The sequence below is a fragment of the Streptomyces yokosukanensis genome (assembly GCF_001514035.1).
GTDB lineage: Bacteria > Actinomycetota > Actinomycetes > Streptomycetales > Streptomycetaceae > Streptomyces > Streptomyces yokosukanensis.
Map to the genome: position 1 here is coordinate 1 of NZ_KQ948227.1, position 18761 is coordinate 18761.

Here is an 18761-nt window from a genome sequence, read left to right on the forward strand (position 1 = left end):
GCCGGCGAACACATCAAGCTCGGCGACAGCCTGGACACCGACCTCGGAGACGTGGGCCGCGTCGGTGACGACGCAACCGTGCCGACCGTGCACGCCGACGACCACCTGCCCCTCGGCGCTACGGATCACCTCCCCAGAGGCACGGCCGACCACCTGCCGGGCGGGAGCGCGAACCATATGCCCGGTGGTGCATCCCACGATCACGGTGCTGGACCCACCTCACAGCACCACGGCGGCTCTCACGAGACCAAGCCTGGCGGCCAGCATGACCCGGAATCGCACCGGCACTCCGGCGACGACGCCCATCTGGGCAGCGACGAGCACCATGCGGAGTCTTCGGGCCATGATGTTCCCGGCGAAGGTCATGCCGACTACGGACATCACATCGGTGGAGGCGAGGGCTACCCCAGCGGTCCGGATGGGGTCGGGCCGAACGACTTGGGTGGCCACCCCGAGGGCGTGCCGCTGGATCCGCAGCCTGACTGGCATGGGGAGAGTGCGGGGAAGATGCGGCACTATCGGCGCCCGGCCCTGGATGTGAGCCACTTGCCGCATGACCAGCAACTGCTAGTGCTGGAGCAGGAAGCTTCAAGGGGGGCTGACGGCGCTCTTGATGCAGCCTCTGGCCCATCGGCGCCCGGGGAGAACAAACTCAAGGATGGTTGCGTCGGAAGCTTTCTGCACGACAACGTCATAACCGTTCACTCGAGTACCACCAAAATGCATGGCCAGAAACTTCCACACACGCATCAAGTTCTGGAGGTGATTCTGAAAAAGATTAAGGATGATTTTGATGCAGGGACTTTGCCCGAGATTGGTGTGGGGCACGGGAAGTGTGCTGAGATCTCCCTGATCAGCGATCGCTTGCATCAGTTGGAAGGGGCGGGTGCCAAGATTCAAACCGTGGAGGATGCGAGGCGTATACTCGAAGGTAGTGCCATACATACCAGGCGGATAGGCGATTTCGAGCGAAACGGTATTGAGCGCCACCACAACGACTACCTGCCTCCCTGTGGTACTTGTAAGCATGTGCTTCCTGCTTTCGGGATTCATGCTCATTGATAGTGGTTCCAGAAGAAGGGGTGACTTATGGGTGTCGGCAGGTCGCGATTGAGCGCGTCTGAGTGGCTGGTGGAAAATGGCTGGTTTCCTGGTCGCGACATCGGGGAGCAAGCTCAGGAGTTGATTAACTTCAGGCTCCAGGATGCCGAACGTCAGGGATATCCCTTGACGCCTTTCGGGAAGGCCGTCGAAATTGTTCACTCGTACGGCCTGCTGGAGCTGCCGCATCCAAGGGCTCAGGGGAGGTCGCTGGTCATGGACCCGAAAGCCCGGCACGAAGGGGATGTCGAGGAAATTGCGGAGCTTGCGGCGAATCTAGGGCAGCTGCTTTTCCCTGTCGGGTATGAGACTGCGGACCTTTCTCTTCTTCTTGTGGATGAGGGGGAGAGGTTCTTCTATCTGCATCACACTGGCTCTTATTATGTTGGAGCGGGTGTGGATGACATGTTCGCCAGGTTTATTGATAATGTAAGCATAGTCGACGCAGAAGACTTTTTTGTGGAGTAGTAGCAGAATGTGGTCGACTTTCTGTATGGAGTGCTGTTTTGATTGAGATCCCTGCAGTCTCTTCTTCCCTGCTAATCCATGGCATGGTGTTGAGCCAAACCAGTCTTGTCGGCCCGGGTACGCCCAACCTGCACCCCGCGGTACTAGAGTTCGTCGAGTCGCTGCCCGAGGAGACGCGCAGGAGGTTCACCGGTCGGTGCGCAGAGTCGGCCTTGGTGTCGGACCAGTTGTGGGAGATGGACTCGACACGCACAGACGGCCGTAATGTGACCATCCGGGAAGCGGCTTCCCGATTCCACGGCAGCGCTCTGGTATCTCGCATGATTCGAGAGCCCGGCAACCCGGACCACGGGAAGCCTACGGCCCCGTGCCCTGTCTGTTCAGCTCTTTTGCAGGCACTCGGAATCACAGTAATTGAGTGAACGCGCCGTGTGGTGAGCCGTCGGAGCCACGATCTTCGCCTTCTGGGGCCTGATCGGTCCCATGCGGGTCGAATCTCGGATCAGTGGCTTTCTCATCACAGGGCCCGACTGTGGCTCGACGGCACGCCGCGTGACGGTTCACAGCTGACCGGGGCACGTGGTCAGAGTGCGTGTGCAGGAGGCCGAACGCAAGGCATCCCACTGCCCCTCACTCTGGCCTGCACTGCGTGTCATCCACACGGTCCCACGCCAGCAGCGCCTTGCCGGTCTGCTTCATCGTGCGTCGAACTCGTCCGCCAACAGAATTCCGCAATCCGAGGTCTCATATCCCACAGGGAACAGAACCGTTCCGAGTGCCGCGGCCAGCTCCATGATGGCGAGCGTGTCTCCGTCGTACAACGGGATCGGCTGCCGTACGCCCTCGGAACACCTGCAGCCGACTTGTCGACCACGTCGGCCGGGGCGTGCTCGACACCGTCAATCGGGTTGGGACGTGCCGCGCACCGGCTCCCCGGTCCAGGAACCGGCCCTGGTCGACGCGACTACTCGCGTCGACGACAGCTCCGGGTACATAGGTGAAAGCGTCGTAGGAGGTACTGCAACTTCCGCCGACAACCTCGTCACTGACGGAGCACACTCCACGCATGCCTCGCTTGCATCGGTGAATGTAGGTCACGATGGCGCCGGCGGCGTAGCACACAGCGGTCATGGAATGTCCGACACACCGCATGCAAGCGACGATGCCGTGCACGGATCGCACTCGGGAGACGCGCCCAGCCATCATCCGGAACCGGATGGGGCGTCAGGCCACGGTCATGCGGAAGACGCATCGGACAGCATGGGACATGAAGGAACCGTTGCGCACGAGGCCGGTTCTCCAACCATGTCGGTTGATGATCCGACACACATGGCAAATGGGCGGGACTACGAGGCGAGATGGGGCACGGATTCGACCATACCCGCTCCGCCCAAGGTGCATGGCGACATTGTGCTGGAAACAGGTGACCATGTGTACTTCCGGGAAGGTTCAACAGCGGTTGGTTATGACGACAGTACGCTGACCAACTTTGAGAAGGTCAAACCTTTGGATGGCTACCACGACGCCGTGGTGCAAGGGAACAATCAGAGGCACTTTGCGCCTGGCCGGGTGAACCATTCTGGCGTGAGCTTTCCTGCGGGCGAGATCCATCCCACACACTTCGCTGAAGCCGTCAGAAACAACCCCGGCCACAACGGTGGGCCTGCCAGGCTGATCAGTTGCCATAGTGGAACAGTGGTCGAGGGATCTCTTGGTGAACCTTCTTTCCGATTAGGCATTAGAGCAGGTGCATAGAGTGAAGATTGCAGGATTCTTTCAAGAGCTGTGGCCCCCGGTTTTTGGTACTTCGGTCGGGAGTATTCGGAGATTCCTCGCGCCAACTCCGTGCGGCGACGAGAGTGGCATTGTCGAGTGCCGTCGCTCTGGCCATGAAATCATCGGCCTGATGGGTGTCGCAGTCGATGTGCTCGATCCTGAACAGGGATTTCTGAGCGGAGATTCCCTTCTGGCTGGCGGGGAGTGGCTATGGAGGGCCGATCTCTGGCGTTATGTACACCTTCACCATGTCCTACCTCCAGACGAATTCCTCAACAAGATCAAGGTGCATGACTATGTCGTGCCGGAGGTGGAGCAGTCTCGACTTCTGGAAGTTCTCGATTTCGTTGAAGCCAGATGCTGATGCATGGAAATGGATCACCAAGGACGGCTGGTCCCCCGGCCGTGGAATCGGCACGGAGGCTGAAGGAATGGTCAGGGTGCGTGTGCGGGACTCTGCGTGGCGTGGGATATGAGACCTCTGATTGCTGAATTCTGTTGGCGGACGAGTTCGACGCATTCTCGCGGTTCTCGCACGGGCTGACGGACTTGGACGCGGAGGGCTGCTTCGTCTGATCGTTGCCGTCAGCCCGGGGCACCGGGTTGCGGCGTGCCGCCCCCGCTGTCACACCCCACCGGTACCGTTGGATCATGGCGCAACAGGCGGGGACCCAGACCGGTGAGCGGAAGCTCGCCGTGCTCGAAGGCGTGCTGGAGAGGATCACGTACGCCAACGAGGAGAACGGCTACACGGTCGCCCGGGTCGACACCGGAAGAGGCGCCGGCGATCTCCTGACGGTCGTCGGCGCGTTGCTCGGAGCCCAGGTGGGTGAATCCCTCCGGATGGAGGGCCGCTGGGGCTCCCACGCTCAGTACGGCAAGCAGTTCCACGTCGAGAACTACACGACCGTCCTGCCCGCCACCGTCCAGGGCATCCGGCGCTACCTCGGGTCCGGGCTGGTCAAGGGGATCGGGCCGATCTTCGCCGACCGCATCACCCAGCACTTCGGCACTGACACCCTGCGCGTCATCGAGGAGGAGCCCAAGCGGCTCATCGAGGTCCCGGGGCTGGGTCCCAAGCGGACCAGGAAGATCGCCGACGCCTGGGAGGAGCAGAAGGCGATCAAGGAGGTCATGCTCTTCCTCCAGACCGTCGAGGTGTCGACGTCCATCGCCGTACGGATCTACAAGAAGTACGGCGACGCGTCGATCTCCGTCGTGAAGAACCATCCCTATCGGCTCGCCGCCGACGTCTGGGGCATCGGATTCCTCACCGCCGACAAGATCGCCCAGTCCGTCGGGATTCCGCACGACAGCCCGGAGCGCGTCAAGGCCGGTCTGCAGTACGCACTGTCCCAGTCCGCCGACCAGGGGAACTGCTACCTGCCGGAGGAGCGGCTGATCTCCGACGCCGTGAAGCTGCTCGCCGTCGACACCGGACTGGTCATCGAGTGCCTCGCGGAGCTGGCCCGGCCGGGCGAGGACGGCGCGGAGCCCGGTGTCGTACGGGAGAAGGTGCCCGGCCCGGACGGCGACGACTCCGAGCCCGTCACCGCCGTCTACCTCGTCCCCTTCCACCGTGCCGAGCTGTCCCTGTCCGCCCAGCTCCTCCGCCTCCTGCGCACGGATCAGGACCGGATGCCGGGATTCCGGGACGTCGAGTGGGAGAAGGCCCTGGGCTGGCTGAAGTCGCGCACCGACGCCGACCTCGCCCCCGAGCAGGAAGCCGCCGTCAAGCTCGCGCTCACGCGCAAGGTCGCCGTCCTCACCGGCGGGCCCGGCTGCGGCAAGTCCTTCACGGTTCGCTCGATCGTGGAGCTGGCCCGCGCCAAGCGCGCCAAGGTGCTGCTCGCCGCGCCGACCGGCCGGGCCGCCAAGCGGCTCGCCGAGCTGACCGGGGCGGAGGCCTCCACCGTGCACCGGCTGCTGGAGCTGAAGCCCGGAGGGGACGCGGCGTACGACCGGGACCGGCCCCTCGATGCCGACCTGGTCGTGGTCGACGAGGCCTCCATGCTCGATCTGCTGCTCGCCAACAAACTGGTCAAAGCCGTGCCGCCGGGGGCCCATCTGCTCTTCGTCGGGGACGTCGACCAGCTGCCCAGCGTCGGCGCCGGCGAGGTCCTCCGGGATCTCCTGGCCGACGGCAGTCCCGTCCCCGCCGTCCGGCTCACCCAGGTCTTCCGGCAGGCCCAGCAGTCCGGCGTCGTCACCAACGCGCACCGGATCAACGCCGGGCAGCATCCGGTCACCGACGGGCTGAAGGACTTCTTCCTCTTCGTCGAGGACGACACCGAGGAGGCCGGGCGGCTCACCGTGGACGTGGCGGCGCGGCGCATTCCGGCCAGGTTCGGGCTCGACCCGCGACGGGACGTCCAGGTGCTCGCGCCGATGCACCGGGGCCCGGCGGGTGCGGGCACCCTGAACGGACTGCTCCAGCAGGCCATCACGCCAGGCCGCCCCGACCTGCCCGAGAAGCGGTTCGGCGGCCGGGTCTTCCGCGTCGGCGACAAGGTGACCCAGATTCGCAACAATTACGAGAAGGGGGAGAACGGCGTCTTCAACGGCACCGTCGGTGTCGTCACGTCGCTCGACCCGGTCGACCAGCGCCTGACGGTGCTGACGGACGAAGACGAGGAGGTTCCGTACGAATTCGACGAACTGGACGAACTGGCCCATGCGTACGCGGTGACCATCCACCGTTCGCAGGGGAGCGAATATCCCGCCGTGGTGATTCCCGTCACGACCGGAGCATGGATGATGCTCCAGCGGAACCTGCTCTACACGGCGGTCACCCGGGCCAAGCGGCTGGTGGTCCTCGTCGGTTCGCGCAAGGCGATCGGGCAGGCGGTGCGCACGGTGTCGGCCGGTCGGCGCTGCACGGCCCTCGACTTCAGGCTGGCGTCACCCGAAGGAAGGGGCGGCGTCACCGTTTCGGACACGTAGGCGTCACACGCTCGTACGACCGGCGGGCGGCATCACAAAAAATGATCGATCAAATGAGTCGTGAAGGTCACAGAGCACTTCCAGATGCCGTTCGGAGGGGGCAGGATGGCAAGTTGGCGGCACTCAGTGCCGCCAATGGGCCCAATGGTCGACCCCGAGTGCACTCTCCTGAGCCAAATGGGGGATGGTAGAGACAGTCAGGGCACCTCGAAGATGAGGCACTACGTCGGTGAGGGAAGACGTGAGCGACAACTCTGTAGTACTGCGGTACGGCGACGGCGAGTACACCTACCCGGTGGTCGACAGCACCGTCGGCGACAAGGGCTTCGACATCGGGAAGCTCCGCGCCCAGACCGGTCTGGTGACTCTGGACAGCGGGTACGGCAACACGGCCGCCTATAAATCCGCGATCACCTACCTCGACGGCGAGGCGGGCATCCTCCGCTACCGCGGCTACCCCATCGAGCAGCTGGCCGAGCGCTCCACCTTCCTCGAGGTGGCGTACCTGCTGATCAACGGCGAGCTGCCCACCGTCGACGAGCTGACGACGTTCAAGAACGACATCACGCGGCACACGCTGCTGCACGAGGACGTCAAGAACTTCTACAAGGGCTTCCCGCGCGACGCCCACCCGATGGCCATGCTGTCCTCGGTCGTCTCGGCGCTGTCCACCTTCTACCAGGACAGCCACAACCCGTTCGACGAGAAGCAGCGCGACCTCTCCACGATCCGGCTGCTCGCCAAGCTGCCGACGATCGCGGCGTACGCGTACAAGAAGTCGATCGGCCACCCGTTCGTCTACCCGCGCAACGACCTCGGTTACGTCGAGAACTTCCTGCGCATGACCTTCTCGGTCCCCGCCCAGGAGTACGACCTCGACCCGGTCGTCGTCTCCGCGCTCGACAAGCTGCTGATCCTGCACGCCGACCACGAGCAGAACTGCTCGACCTCCACGGTCCGCCTGGTGGGCTCGTCGCAGGCGAACATGTTCGCGTCGATCTCGGCCGGCATCAGCGCCCTGTGGGGCCCGCTGCACGGCGGCGCCAACCAGTCCGTCCTGGAGATGCTGGAGGGCATCCAGGAGACCGGTGGCGACGTCGACACCTTCATCCGCAAGGTGAAGAACAAGGAGGACGGCGTCCGCCTGATGGGCTTCGGCCACCGGGTCTACAAGAACTTCGACCCGCGCGCCAAGATCATCAAGGCTGCCGCGCACGACGTCCTCTCCGCTCTCGGCAAGTCCGACGAGCTGCTGGACATCGCCCTGAAGCTCGAGGAGCACGCGCTCTCCGACGACTACTTCGTCTCGCGCAGCCTCTACCCGAACGTGGACTTCTACACCGGCCTGATCTACCGGGCCATGGGCTTCCCGACCGAGATGTTCACGGTCCTGTTCGCCCTCGGCCGGCTGCCGGGCTGGATCGCTCAGTGGACCGAGATGATCAAGGAGCCGGGTTCCCGCATCGGTCGCCCGCGCCAGATCTACACGGGCGTCGTCGAGCGCGACTTCGTGCCGGTCGAGGAGCGCTGACACCTGCGGGTGAGGGGCGCCGCTCAACCGGTGCCCCGCAGGCGGGCCGATCCGCCAAGAAGTAGAAGGCGCCCTGCCGCCGGTCCCCCCACGGGCCGACGGTCAGGGCGCCTTCCCATGTCCCGGTGCGGATTCCCCCCACGGGATCCGGCCGGGCGCTCGGAGAGGACAGCGCCTGAATCGCTGTCGTCGAGCAGAATGAGCAAAACTCGTCCTGCTCCAGTGATGCGGTGCGATCTGCCGGGACAACGCACGCTGGGAGGGCCGCTCAAAGCTCCCCGGTGTACGTGCCCCGGCAACGCATCTCTGAGGAAGTCCCCCAAGACATCCCCAGATGCCGGTTGACGCCCCCCAAGACGCCGAACCGACATCGCCAACTTAGACCTTCGAACCCCTTCGATGGTTACGTTCGCATCACTGTGATCTGCGTCTCTTGCATATGTCCTTTAGGTGCGCAAGAGCCCCGATACGACGATCGGGGCCCAAGCGTAAGGAAGATGCGCGAGCCTTGTGAAGAGCTTATGTGAGGCTCGCGTCGGACTCTAGAGGGTCTCTTACTTCGGCTTGCGCCGAACCGCCCGTGAGTCCGCGGTACTTCGCGGCCGGTTCGCGGGGCCTCAGCGGAAGCGGCGCAGCCGCAGGCTGTTGGTCACCACGAAGACCGACGAGAAGGCCATGGCCGCGCCGGCGATCATCGGGTTGAGCAGCCCGGCGGCGGCCAGCGGCAGCGCGGCCACGTTGTAGCCGAAGGCCCACACCAGATTGCCCTTGATCGTGGCCAGCGTCCGCCGGGACAGCCGGATGGCGTCGGCGGCCACGCGCAGGTCCCCGCGCACCAGCGTCAGGTCGCCGGCCTCGATCGCGGCGTCGGTGCCGGTGCCCATGGCCAGGCCCAGGTCGGCGGTGGCGAGCGCGGCCGCGTCGTTGACGCCGTCGCCGACCATGGCCACGGTCCGCCCCTCGCGCTGCAGCCCCCGTACGACGTCCACCTTGTCCTCGGGGAGCACCTCGGCGAACACGTTCGGGGCGTCGACGCCGACGGTCCGGGCGACCGCCTCGGCGACCGTCCGGTTGTCGCCGGTGAGCAGCACCGGTGTGAGCCCGAGGGCGCGCAGCTCGCGCACCGCCTCGGCGCTGGTGTCCTTGATCGCGTCGGCGACGGCCAGGACGCCGCGGGCCCGCCCGTCCCAGCCGGCCACGACGGCCGTACGGCCCTGCTGCTCGGCCTCGCGGGCCGCGTCGGCCAACTCCTGCGGCAGCTCGTCGTAGAGGCGGCCCACGGCCACCTCGCGACCCTCCACGCGCCCGCGTACGCCCCGCCCGGGGACGTTCTCGAAACGCTCGACCTCCGGCAGCGTGCCGACCCGGGCGGCGGCTCCGGCGGCGACGGCCTGGGCGATCGGGTGTTCGGAGGCGTGTTCCAGGGCGCCGGCGAGGTGCAGCAACTGCTCGTCGTCCTCGCCGTCGGCGACGTGCACCGCCTGGAGGGTCATCCGGCCGGTGGTGACGGTGCCGGTCTTGTCGAGGACGATCGTGTCGACGCGGCGGGTGGACTCCAGTACCTCGGGGCCCTTGATGAGGATGCCGAGCTGGGCGCCGCGCCCGGTGCCGACCATCAGCGCGGTGGGTGTGGCGAGGCCCAGGGCGCAGGGGCAGGCGATGATCAGGACGGCGACGGCGGCGGTGAACGCGGCGACCGTGTCGCCGGTGACGCCCAGCCAGACGCCGAAGGTGCCGAGCGCGATGAGGATGACCACCGGGACGAAGACCGCGGAGATCCGGTCCGCGAGCCGCTGCACCTCGGCCTTGCCGTTCTGCGCGTCCTCCACCAGCCTGGCCATCCGGGCGAGCTGGGTGTCGGAGCCGACCCGGGTGGCTTCGACGACCAGCCGGCCGCCCGCGTTGACCGTGGCGCCGGTGACCCGGTCGCCCGGACCGACGTCCACCGGCACCGACTCGCCGGTCAGCATGGACGCGTCCACCGCGGAGAGGCCCTCGATCACCGTGCCGTCGGTGGCGATCTTCTCGCCGGGCCGGACGACGAACCGGTCGCCGACGGCCAGGGATCCGACCGGGACGCGTACCTCGCGGCCGTCGCGCAGTACGGCGACGTCCTTGGCGCCCAGCTCCATCAGCGCCTTCAGGGCCGCTCCCGCGCGCCGCTTGGAGCGGGCCTCCAGATAGCGGCCGAGCAGGATCAGGGCGACGACGCCCGCGGCGACCTCCAGGTAGATGGTGGAGGCGCCGTCCATGGGCGAGACGGTGAAGCGGAACTCGTCGTGCATGCCGGTCATGCCCGCGTCGCCGAAGAACAGGGCCCACAGCGACCAGCCGAACGCGGCCAGCGTGCCGACCGAGACCAGCGTGTCCATGGTGGCGGCGCCGTGTCGGGCGTTGGTCCAGGCGGCCCGGTGGAAGGGCGCCCCGCCCCAGACGACGACGGGGGCGGCGAGGGTGAGGGAGAGCCACTGCCAGTTGTCGAACTGCAGCGCCGGGACCATCGCGAGCAGGACCACGGGTGCGGCGAGCAGTGCGCAGACGAGCAGCCGGTGGCGCAGCGCGCCCAGCTCGGGATCCCGCTCGGGGGTGTCCGCGGCCGTCTCGGGCTCCGGTTCCGGCGGCGCGGGCTCCTCGGCGGTGTACCCCGTCTTCTCCACGGTGGCGATCAGGTCGGCCACCCCGACGCCCTCGCCGAAGGCGACCTTCGCCTTCTCGGTGGCGAAGTTGACGGTGGCGCTGACGCCCTCCATCCGGTTGAGCTTCTTCTCCACCCGGGCGGCGCAGGAGGCGCAGGTCATCCCGCCGATGAGCAGCTCGACCTGCGAGGTGTCGGCTATCGCGGTCGCGTTCTCCGCGGTGGTGCTGGTCATGTCCGGACTCCAGACATCGGACCGGACCGTGCGGAGCCAGTATCAGCTGGTCGGCGCGGCCCGGTCGGGGAAAGGTTTCTGGCCCCGCGTGCGACGACGGGACCGGTCGTACGCGCCCTGCTCCTCAGGACTTCCGTGCGTGCCCTGCTTCTCAGGACTTCCGTGCGTGCCCCGCCGCTCAGGCCCGGCCGGTCAGTTCGAAGCCGGCCTCGTCCACGGCGGCGCGCACGGCCTCGTCGTCCAGCGGTGCCGCGGAGACCACGGTGACCTCGCCGGTCGAGGCGACGGCCTTCACCGAGCCGACACCGGGGATCTGGGAGATCTCGCCGGAGACGGAGCCTTCGCAGTGGCCACAGCTCATGCCGGTCACCTTGTAGACCGTGGTGACGGAGCCCGGGGTGTCGGTGTGGGCGGTCATGTCGTTACTCCTCGTCGAGGCGTGTGGGGCCGGTGGGGCCCGCGGGGGAGCCCCACATTCCCCAGACTATACCCCTAGGGGGTATTTCTCCAAGAGGAGTCCCGGCGAGCCAGCGACCTCATCCAGCCGACCCCGGCCAGGGCCACCAGGGCCGACCCGCCGACCGAGAACAGCGTGAACAGGTGTTCCTGCTCGGCGCTGGGCCGGACGAGGTACCCCAGGGTGAACAGCCCCCGCTCCAGGCCGGTGCCGGTCAGCCGGGCGACCATCCAGATCGCGAGGCCGTGCGTGGAGTCCCACAGGGCGTGCAGCAGGGACACGCCCAGGTAGGTGCCGATTACCGGCGTGCCGACACGGAAGTCTCCGCTCAGGCGGCGCCGGGACAGCAGTACGCCGCCGGCGATCGCCGTCCACAGGCCGTGCCCGACGGGGGCGAGCACCCCGCGCAGGATCTCCGTCTCCAGCAGGGCGCGCAGATCGATGCCCTCGGTGGACAGCGCGGCACCGATGGCGTACCCGGCGCTCTCCAGGGCCGCGAAGCCGAAGCCGACGGCCGCCCCGAGCACCAGCCCGGCGCGCAGCCCGCGGAGGTACGGCTGGCGCTGCAGCACGAACACCAGCGCCCCGAGCTTGGCCGCCTCCTCGAACAGACCCACGCAGACGAACATCCCGGGGGAGGGGCGCAGCAGATACGGCTCCATCAGCGAGGTGCCGAGCACGCCGAGGGTCCCGCCGGCCAGGAAGCAGCCGAGGATCGCACTGACGCCCAGGTCGCGGCTGTGCCGCTCGTACGCCCACAGCACGAAGGCGACCGGCACGAGAAAGCTGCCGAGCAGGATCAGCGTCGGCAGCGGCGCGCTGTTGCGCGTCTCGTACGTGACCCACGCGGTCAGCGCCCACAGTGCGAGCCCGCCGCCCAGGAAACGCCGCCACAGGCCCGCGCCGATGCGGGGGTAGGGCGGTGGCGGCTGCTGGGGGCCGGGTATGCGGGCTTTGGGCGTGCCGGGAGGCGGGGAGTGGCTCACGTCGGTCCCCTCGGACAGCTGCTGGGCGATCTATCCGCACTGTAGGCAGATGTGCCGGGCGTCGCAGTCCGGGGCGGAGCCCGTCGGCCGCCGGGGCCCGGGTGCTCACCGGGGGACTTCGCGGCCGGGTGCTCCCGCCTTCCCGGGGGTGGCCGCCGCTGGTGGTGCCGGGGTCAGTCGCGGCCGGGCCGGTCGCCCATCAGCGGTGTCAGATAGCGGATCAGGACGTCCTTGACCTCCTGGACGTAGGCGTCGCGCTCGGCGCCCTCGTGAGCGAGGACCAGCTCCAGGCCGGTCTTGTAGACGCCGAGGCAGATGTGCGCCGTGCGGGTGACGTCGGCCGGGGTGGCGCCGGGCATGAGGGAGGCGAGCAGGCCCTCGATCCGGCCGATCAGCGTGGCGTGCAGCTGGTCGTGCGTCTCGGCCATCCGGCCCGGGATGTCCGGGCCGTGCATCAGCGCGAAGAAGACCGGGTGCTCGGTGTTGAAGGTGATGAACCGGTCGATGGCGGAGCCGATGGCCTCCTCCAGCGGGGTGGCGGGGTCCACGGGGGCCAGCGCCTCGCCGTAGGTCTCCCGCATGTCGTGGACGAGCCGGTCGCCCAGCTCGATCGCGATCGCCTCCTTGTTCGGGAAGAACTGGTAGAGCGTCCCCGGCGAGACGCCGGCCTCGCGGGCGATGGCGTTGGTGCTGGCGGCGGTGTAGCCGGTGGTGCAGAAGACCCGGGCGGCCGCTTCGAGCAGCTGGGCGATACGGCGCTCCCCGCGGGCCTGCCGACGGCGCGGCTGCTCCTTCGCCTGCGGCTGCTCCTGCTCCGAGGTGTCGGACACGCGTTATCCCCAGCTCTCCAGAAGGTCATTGACAAATGCGAGTGGTCGCTCGCATTCTTGAGAAACGCGAGCGATCTCTCGTGTTTGCCAGTTTATGGCAACGACTCCTCCGTGCCGCCTGTCCGCGCGGGCACGGCTCGTGGTGAAGGGGACACCGCAGGATGACCGAAGTCAACACGCCACCGTCGACAGCGGGCGGGGCACCGGCGGGGGCGTCGCCCCGGATCGGCCGCTGGACCCGATTCGTGACGGCCCGCCCGCGTCTGTCGCTGCTGGTGGCCCTGGTCCTCACCGCACTCGCCGTGCTGGCCGGCAGCGGTGTCGCGGACCGCCTCGGCAGCGGCGGCTGGGAGGACCCGGCCGCCGAGTCGACGTATGCGACCAAGGCCCTGGAGCGCGAGTTCCCCGACTCCCAGCCGAACGTGCTGCTCCTGGTCGACTCGGGCCGCGCCTCCGTCGACGACAAGGCGGTCGCCGCCGAGGCCCGCGGCCTGGCCGGCCGGCTCGCGGGGGAGAAGGGGGTGACCGGCGTCGGCTCCTACTGGCAGAGCAGGTCACCCGCCCTGCGCGCCGAGGACGGCCACGAGGCCCTGATCGCCGCCCGCATCACCGGCGACGACAACGCGATGGCCAAGACCCTCGACCGCATAACCCCCCACTACCGGGGCACGCACGGCCCGGTCCGGGTGAAGGTCGGCGGCATCGTCGCCGTCCGACACGAGATGCAGACGATCATCAAGGAGGACCTCACCCGCGCCGAGATGATCGCCCTGCCGATCACTCTGGTGCTGCTGGTGATGGTCTTCGGCAGCGCGGTCGCCGCCCTGCTCCCGCTCGGCATCGGCATCGTCGCCATCCTCGGCACCAACGCCGTCCTGCGCGGCCTGACGACCTTCACCGACGTCTCCGTCTTCGCGCTCAACCTCACCACGGCCCTCGGCCTCGGCCTGGCCATCGACTACGCCCTGTTCATCGTCCGCCGCTACCGCGAGGAACTGTCCACGGGCGCCGCCCCGTTGGCCGCGGTCGCGGCGACCCTGCGCACGGCCGGGCGCACGGTGCTCTTCTCCGCCCTCACCGTGGCGGTGTCCCTGGCCGCCATGATGGTCTTCCCGCAGTACTTCCTGCGCTCCTTCGCCTACGCCGGAATCGCCGTGGTCCTGCTCGCCGCGGCCGCCGCCCTGATCCTGCTGCCGGCCGCACTGGTCCTGCTCGGCCACCGCGTCAACTCCCTGGACCTGCGCCGTCTGCTGCGCCGCGGCCGCGACGCGAAGCCCGCCGAGGGCAGGGCCTGGGCACGGGCCGCCGGCCTGGTGATGCGCCGCGCCCCCCTCTTCGCCCTCGGCACCACCGTCCTGCTGGTGATCCTCGGACTGCCCTTCCTGGGCGTGAAGTTCGGCACCGCCGACGACCGCCAGCTCCCCTCGACCGCCGAGTCCCACGTGGTGCAGGACCAGATCCGCGAGGGCTTCCCGGGCAGCCCCGGCGGGGGCCTGGAGGTCCTCGCCGAGGGCCCGGCCACCGCCGCCCAGTACACCGCCTACCAGCGGCGGGTCGCCGCCCTGCCCGAGGTCGCCCGCGTCGACGGCCCGCTGGTCAGGGGCGATGCCGCCTACTTCACGGTGCAGCCGAGGGGGGAGGCCGTGGACGGCGCGGCCCAGCGCCTGGTCGGCGACCTGCGCGCACTGCACACCCCCTTCGACACCAAGGTGACCGGCACGGCGGCGGTCCTCGTCGACACCAAGCACGCGATAGCCGAACGCCTGCCCTGGGCAGCCGTGTTCATCGCCGTCGTCACCCTGCTCCTGGTCTTCCTGCTGACGGGCAGCGTGCTGATACCGATCCAGGCGGTGGTACTCAACGCGCTCAGTCTGACGGCGATGTTCGGTGCCGTCGTCTGGGTCTTCCAGGACGGCCACCTGTCCGGACCGCTCGGCTTCACCAGCCCCGGCTCGATCGAGACCACCCTGCCCGTGCTGATGTTCTGCGTGGCCTTCGGGCTCTCCATGGACTACGGCGTGTTCCTGCTCTCCCGCATCAAGGAGGAGTACGACCGCACCGGCGACCACGACACGGCGGTGAAGCACGGACTGCAGCGCACCGGCGGGCTGATCACCGCGGCGGCGGTCATCCTCGCGGTGGTGATGGTCGCCATCGGCACCTCACGGGTGACCAACACCAAGATGCTCGGCCTCGGTATCGCGCTCGCCGTGCTGATGGACGCGATGGTCGTCCGGAGCCTGCTGGTCCCGGCGATCATGCGGCTCACGGGCAGGGCCACCTGGTGGGCGCCGGCGCCGCTCAGGCGCCTGCACGAACGGTTCGGTCTCAGCGAGGGCGAGCCGGCGGCGCCGGTGCGGGAGAAGGAGCCGGCGGGGGTGTGAGGCCACCGGTCGCCGTGGCAGGGTGGGCCCATGAGAGCCGTGGTGTTCGAGCAGTTCGGTGAGCCGGCCGAGGTCCGGGAGGTGCCCGACCCGAAGCCCGCGGAGCACGGCGTGGTCGTCCGGGTGGAGGCCACCGGCCTGTGCCGCAGCGACTGGCACGGCTGGACGGGCCACGACCCCGACATCACCCTGCCGCACGTGCCCGGCCACGAACTCGCCGGAGTCGTCGAGTCGGTGGGCTCCCGGGTGGGGGGATGGCGGCCCGGTGACCGGGTCACGGTGCCGTTCGTGTGCGCCTGCGGCACCTGCCCGGCCTGCGCGGCGGGCGACCAGCAGGTGTGCGAACGCCAGACCCAGCCGGGCTTCCACCACTGGGGCTCCTTCGCCCAGTACGTGGCCCTCGACCACGCCGACGTCAACCTGGTCGCGGTCCCGGACGACATGGCGTACGCCACCGCCGCCGCCCTCGGCTGCCGTTTCGCCACCGCGTTCCGCGCGGTGGTGCAGCAGGGCCGGGTGGCGGCGGGGGAGTGGGTCTCGGTGCACGGTTGCGGCGGGGTCGGGCTGTCCGCGGTGATGATCGCGGCGGCGGCCGGGGCCCGGGTGGTCGCCGTCGACGTGTCCCCCCGGGCGCTCGACCTGGCACGGACATGCGGCGCCGCGGAGTGCGTCGACGCGACCGGTCTGCCCGACCCGGCCGCGGCCGTCCGCGAGCTGACCGGCGGCGGCGCCCATCTCTCCCTCGACGCGCTCGGCTCGCCCGCCACCTGCGCGGCCTCCGTGAACGGCCTGCGTCGGCGCGGGCGGCATGTGCAGGTGGGTCTGCTGCCCTCACCGGACGGCACCACGCCCGTCCCGCTGGCCCGCGCCATCGCCCTGGAACTCGAACTGCTCGGCAGCCACGGCATGGCCGCGCACGCCTACCCGGGCATGCTGCGCCTGGTCCGCTCCGGCGTCCTGCGTCCCGAACTGCTGCTGACGTCCACCATCACGCTCGACGCGGCACCGGCGGCTCTCGCGGCGATGGACACGGCACGCGGGGCCGGCGTCACGGTCATCGAGCCGTGGCACCGGAAGTGAGCGGCACGGCCGCGCCGGCCGGGTCCGCCCCGGGGTACCCCCGGTGGGCCGCCCACTCGTGTTCGAGGATCGCCATCACCACCTCGTCCTCCCACACACCGTCCCGCAGCGCCACCTCGCGCCGCACGCCCTCCACCACGAACCCGACCTTCTCGTAGACCCGCCGGGCCCGCGCATTGCGGCCGTACACCTCCAACTCGATCCGGTGCAGGCCGAGGCGCTCGAAGCCGTGGCCGACGATCAGCCGCGTGGCCTCGGTTCCCGCGCCCCGGCCCCGGCCGCGCGGCCCCAGCAGGGTGCGGAACGTACAGCTGCGGGCGCGGGTGTCGACGTCGTACAGGACGACCTCGCCGAGCAGTTCACCGGTGGCGGGGTCGGTGACGGCGAGGTCCAGCCGACCGGGCTCGGCGGTGCGCCCGCCGTAGTGGGAGCGCAGCCCCTCCAGGGTGAGTTCGGTGCGCGGCGCGAAGGTGAAGCGGACCACCTCGGGGTCGCCGATGATCTCCCACATCGCCTCGGCGTCGTCGGCGGTGAAGGGGCGCAGCACGGTCCGCTCGCCGGTCAGCACGGGTTTCCTGGAGAAGTCCATGGTCGGCACTGTGCCCCACGCGGGCGGTGGGGCACAGAAGATTTCTGCCGGCTGCCGGGCGAGCGAGCGGACGAGCGGCCGGGGTCAGTCCAGCTGGCGGCCGCGGTTGCCCGGCCGGGAGGCGACCCAGGCGCGGACGGTGTCGGCGTACCAGTAGGGCTTGCCGCCCTCCACGTGGTCGGGCTCGGGCAGCAGCCCGTGCTTGCGATAGGACCGTACGGTGTCCGGCTGCACTCTGATGTGCGCCGCGATCTCCTTGTAGGACCAGAGCCTTTGGTCGGTCATGAGTTGCACCTCCCTGCGCGCGCCGCAGCGGCGGCCGGGGGTGGCCGTCGGGGGAGCCGGGCGCTGCGCTGGCGATCACCAGCCTGCGTCCGGTGAACGACGCACAGTGACCGGAGGACAGCGCCTGTCGACACGGTGTGACGCACAACCCGCGTACGTGGGACATGTGTGACGCAGACGGGGTGTTTGTGACACGGCCGCCGCAAAGGCGTACGCCGGTGCGTCGATGCGGCGCATCGAGTACGCAAGCAGCCTTCGCGGAGCCGGGCCGGGCCCGCCGGGCCCGTTCACGAGGACGGGCCGGGTCCGCTGCGTCGGACCCGGCCCGCCGGCCTCCCGCCCCCGGCCCCCGACGACCGCCTCCCCGTCCTAGCCTTCGGACGCCCCCGCTTCCCCCGGGAGTTCGGCGGCCGGGCGAACAGCGTGCCGGGATCCGGTCCTGCGGGTCTTGGAGAAAGGCGCACCGCGGTCGGCGGTGAGCAGCAGGCTCGTCGGCTCGCCCGCCATCCGGTCGGTCGCGGAGGCCGCGGCCGGCAGGCGCCGGGCCGCCAGGAACTCCCTCGGGGTGCAGCCGGTCATGGACTTGAACTCGCCGCTGAAATGGGCCTGGTCGTAGTACCCGCACAGCGCCGCGGTCTCCGCCTGCCCGTGTCCCGCGGTCAGCAGCCGCCGTGCCCGCTGCAGCCGCAGCACCCGGGCCGCTGCCTTCGGGGGAAGGCCGATCTGCTCCCGGAAACGGTTCTCCAGGTGCCGTACGCTCCAGCCCACTTCCTCGGCCAGCCGGGGCACCGGGAGCCGGCCGGCGCTGCGCCCCAGCAGCGACCAGGCGTGCACCACCCGCTCGGACACGGGTGTGCCCGCGCGCAGCCGCTCCAGCAACACCCGGTCCAGCAGCGCGAACCGTTCCGGCCAGCGGGGCAACGCCGCGAGCGCGGCGGCGAGTTCGCCGAGCGGCACACCCGACGGGCCGTTCAGCTCGCCGGGATCCAGCGAGCGGTTGGTCAGCTCGTGCTGTGGCGTGCCGAACAGGGTGAACGCGGCCCACGGCGTCAGCAGCACCTCGATCCCGGAGATCCGGCCCTCGTGTTCACCGAGGGCGGGCGCGGTGGTCAGTCCGTTGACGACGCAGACGAGGCTCACCGGGGGCCGCCCCGCCCGCGTGATGCGTACCGGTGCCTCGAACCCCAGCAGCAGCGTGGCAGCGCCGATCGGCGTCTCCAGCCGGCGGCGCGGCCGGTCGAGGGCCATCCGTATTCCGCGATAACTGATCACTCCCGGCCGCAGCGCCGGATGCGGCCGAGCAGGCACGGTCGACACGGCCCCCATGCTACGAGCGGCACGGGCGAGCCTTCTAGGCCCTCGCGCCGGGCGCCGATCCGATCCGGATACGGGACAGTGGGCAGAAGGGTGATTTCAAGAGCTGGTCCGAATGTCTGGACAAACTATTGACAGGGCTCGGTG

16 protein-coding genes are annotated in these 18761 nt (G+C 69.0%); 9 read left to right on the top strand and 7 right to left on the bottom strand.

Annotation, left to right across the window (positions count from 1 at the left end; genetic code table 11):
• From AQI95_RS45550 to AQI95_RS37355, 7 genes are all read left to right on the top strand, one after another.
• Positions 1-1062, top strand: a 1062-nt coding sequence (locus AQI95_RS45550; protein ID WP_279617044.1) for a YwqJ-related putative deaminase, incomplete at its 5' end; no start/stop codon positions are given.
• 27 nt (positions 1063-1089) lie between these two features.
• A complete protein-coding gene (locus AQI95_RS37345) occupies positions 1090-1569 on the top strand; it encodes an SUKH-3 domain-containing protein (RefSeq protein WP_067134759.1) in 480 nt (159 codons plus the stop codon).
• 83 nt (positions 1570-1652) lie between these two features.
• Complete coding sequence (locus AQI95_RS45555; protein WP_079071792.1) at positions 1653-1991, top strand: YwqJ-related putative deaminase; 339 nt, start codon at positions 1653-1655, stop codon at positions 1989-1991.
• Between the two features lie 712 nt (positions 1992-2703).
• Positions 2704-3324: a hypothetical protein gene (locus AQI95_RS47570; protein WP_159056646.1), complete on the top strand. Its 621-nt coding sequence runs from the start codon at positions 2704-2706 to the stop codon at positions 3322-3324.
• A 1-nt stretch (position 3325) separates the two neighbouring features.
• Positions 3326-3709 carry a hypothetical protein gene (locus tag AQI95_RS47575; protein ID WP_159056647.1) on the top strand — a complete coding sequence of 128 codons (384 nt, stop codon included), beginning with the start codon at positions 3326-3328 and terminating at the stop codon, positions 3707-3709.
• A 287-nt stretch (positions 3710-3996) separates the two neighbouring features.
• A complete protein-coding gene (recD2, locus tag AQI95_RS37350) occupies positions 3997-6288 on the top strand; it encodes an SF1B family DNA helicase RecD2 (RefSeq protein WP_067134761.1) in 2292 nt (763 codons plus the stop codon).
• Between the two features lie 241 nt (positions 6289-6529).
• The gene (locus AQI95_RS37355) at positions 6530-7819 is read left to right on the top strand and encodes a citrate synthase (protein ID WP_067134763.1); all 1290 of its coding nucleotides are present in this window, start codon (positions 6530-6532) and stop codon (positions 7817-7819) included.
• A 617-nt stretch (positions 7820-8436) separates the two neighbouring features.
• On the opposite strand, the gene AQI95_RS37360 is transcribed toward AQI95_RS37355, so the two are convergent.
• The 4 genes from AQI95_RS37360 to AQI95_RS37375 form a co-directional block, all read right to left on the bottom strand.
• The gene (locus tag AQI95_RS37360) at positions 8437-10689 is read right to left on the bottom strand and encodes a heavy metal translocating P-type ATPase (protein ID WP_067134765.1); all 2253 of its coding nucleotides are present in this window, start codon (positions 10687-10689) and stop codon (positions 8437-8439) included.
• A 178-nt stretch (positions 10690-10867) separates the two neighbouring features.
• Positions 10868-11107 carry a heavy-metal-associated domain-containing protein gene (locus AQI95_RS37365; RefSeq protein WP_067134767.1) on the bottom strand — a complete coding sequence of 80 codons (240 nt, stop codon included), beginning with the start codon at positions 11105-11107 and terminating at the stop codon, positions 10868-10870.
• Between the two features lie 74 nt (positions 11108-11181).
• Positions 11182-12132 carry a PrsW family intramembrane metalloprotease gene (locus tag AQI95_RS37370; RefSeq protein WP_067134769.1) on the bottom strand — a complete coding sequence of 317 codons (951 nt, stop codon included), beginning with the start codon at positions 12130-12132 and terminating at the stop codon, positions 11182-11184.
• A gap of 173 nt (positions 12133-12305) precedes the next feature.
• Positions 12306-12962: a TetR/AcrR family transcriptional regulator gene (locus AQI95_RS37375; protein ID WP_067134771.1), complete on the bottom strand. Its 657-nt coding sequence runs from the start codon at positions 12960-12962 to the stop codon at positions 12306-12308.
• A 161-nt stretch (positions 12963-13123) separates the two neighbouring features.
• On the opposite strand from AQI95_RS37375, the gene AQI95_RS37380 reads away from it, so the two are divergent.
• Positions 13124-15346, top strand: a complete 2223-nt coding sequence (locus AQI95_RS37380; RefSeq protein WP_067134773.1) for an MMPL family transporter — start codon at positions 13124-13126, stop codon at positions 15344-15346.
• Positions 15347-15376: 30 nt separating this feature from the next.
• Complete coding sequence (locus AQI95_RS37385) at positions 15377-16426, top strand: zinc-dependent alcohol dehydrogenase family protein (protein ID WP_067134775.1); 1050 nt, start codon at positions 15377-15379, stop codon at positions 16424-16426.
• Here the strand turns inward: AQI95_RS37385 and AQI95_RS37390 are convergent.
• The 3 genes from AQI95_RS37390 to AQI95_RS37400 form a co-directional block, all read right to left on the bottom strand.
• Complete coding sequence (locus tag AQI95_RS37390; RefSeq protein WP_067134777.1) at positions 16401-17015, bottom strand: GNAT family N-acetyltransferase; 615 nt, start codon at positions 17013-17015, stop codon at positions 16401-16403. The genes AQI95_RS37385 and AQI95_RS37390 overlap by 26 nt on opposite strands.
• Positions 17016-17099: 84 nt before the next feature.
• Entirely contained in the window at positions 17100-17300 is a 201-nt protein-coding gene (locus AQI95_RS37395) for a helix-turn-helix transcriptional regulator (RefSeq protein WP_067134780.1), read from the bottom strand.
• A 369-nt stretch (positions 17301-17669) separates the two neighbouring features.
• Complete coding sequence (locus AQI95_RS37400; protein ID WP_079071784.1) at positions 17670-18626, bottom strand: helix-turn-helix domain-containing protein; 957 nt, start codon at positions 18624-18626, stop codon at positions 17670-17672.
• Positions 18627-18761: the final 135 nt, after the last annotated feature.

Coding starts and splice junctions, on each gene's coding strand:
- AQI95_RS37345 (WP_067134759.1), top strand. CDS start 1,090: ATGGGTGTCGGCAGGTCGCGATTGAGCGCGTCTGAGTGGCTGGTGGAA.
- AQI95_RS45555 (WP_079071792.1), top strand. CDS start 1,653: ATGGTGTTGAGCCAAACCAGTCTTGTCGGCCCGGGTACGCCCAACCTG.
- AQI95_RS47570 (WP_159056646.1), top strand. CDS start 2,704: ATGTCCGACACACCGCATGCAAGCGACGATGCCGTGCACGGATCGCAC.
- recD2 (WP_067134761.1), top strand. CDS start 3,997: ATGGCGCAACAGGCGGGGACCCAGACCGGTGAGCGGAAGCTCGCCGTG.
- AQI95_RS37360 (WP_067134765.1), bottom strand. CDS start 10,689: ATGACCAGCACCACCGCGGAGAACGCGACCGCGATAGCCGACACCTCG.
- AQI95_RS37365 (WP_067134767.1), bottom strand. CDS start 11,107: ATGACCGCCCACACCGACACCCCGGGCTCCGTCACCACGGTCTACAAG.
- AQI95_RS37380 (WP_067134773.1), top strand. CDS start 13,124: ATGACCGAAGTCAACACGCCACCGTCGACAGCGGGCGGGGCACCGGCG.
- AQI95_RS37385 (WP_067134775.1), top strand. CDS start 15,377: ATGAGAGCCGTGGTGTTCGAGCAGTTCGGTGAGCCGGCCGAGGTCCGG.
- AQI95_RS37390 (WP_067134777.1), bottom strand. CDS start 17,015: ATGGACTTCTCCAGGAAACCCGTGCTGACCGGCGAGCGGACCGTGCTG.
- AQI95_RS37395 (WP_067134780.1), bottom strand. CDS start 17,300: ATGACCGACCAAAGGCTCTGGTCCTACAAGGAGATCGCGGCGCACATC.
- AQI95_RS37400 (WP_079071784.1), bottom strand. CDS start 18,626: ATGGGGGCCGTGTCGACCGTGCCTGCTCGGCCGCATCCGGCGCTGCGG.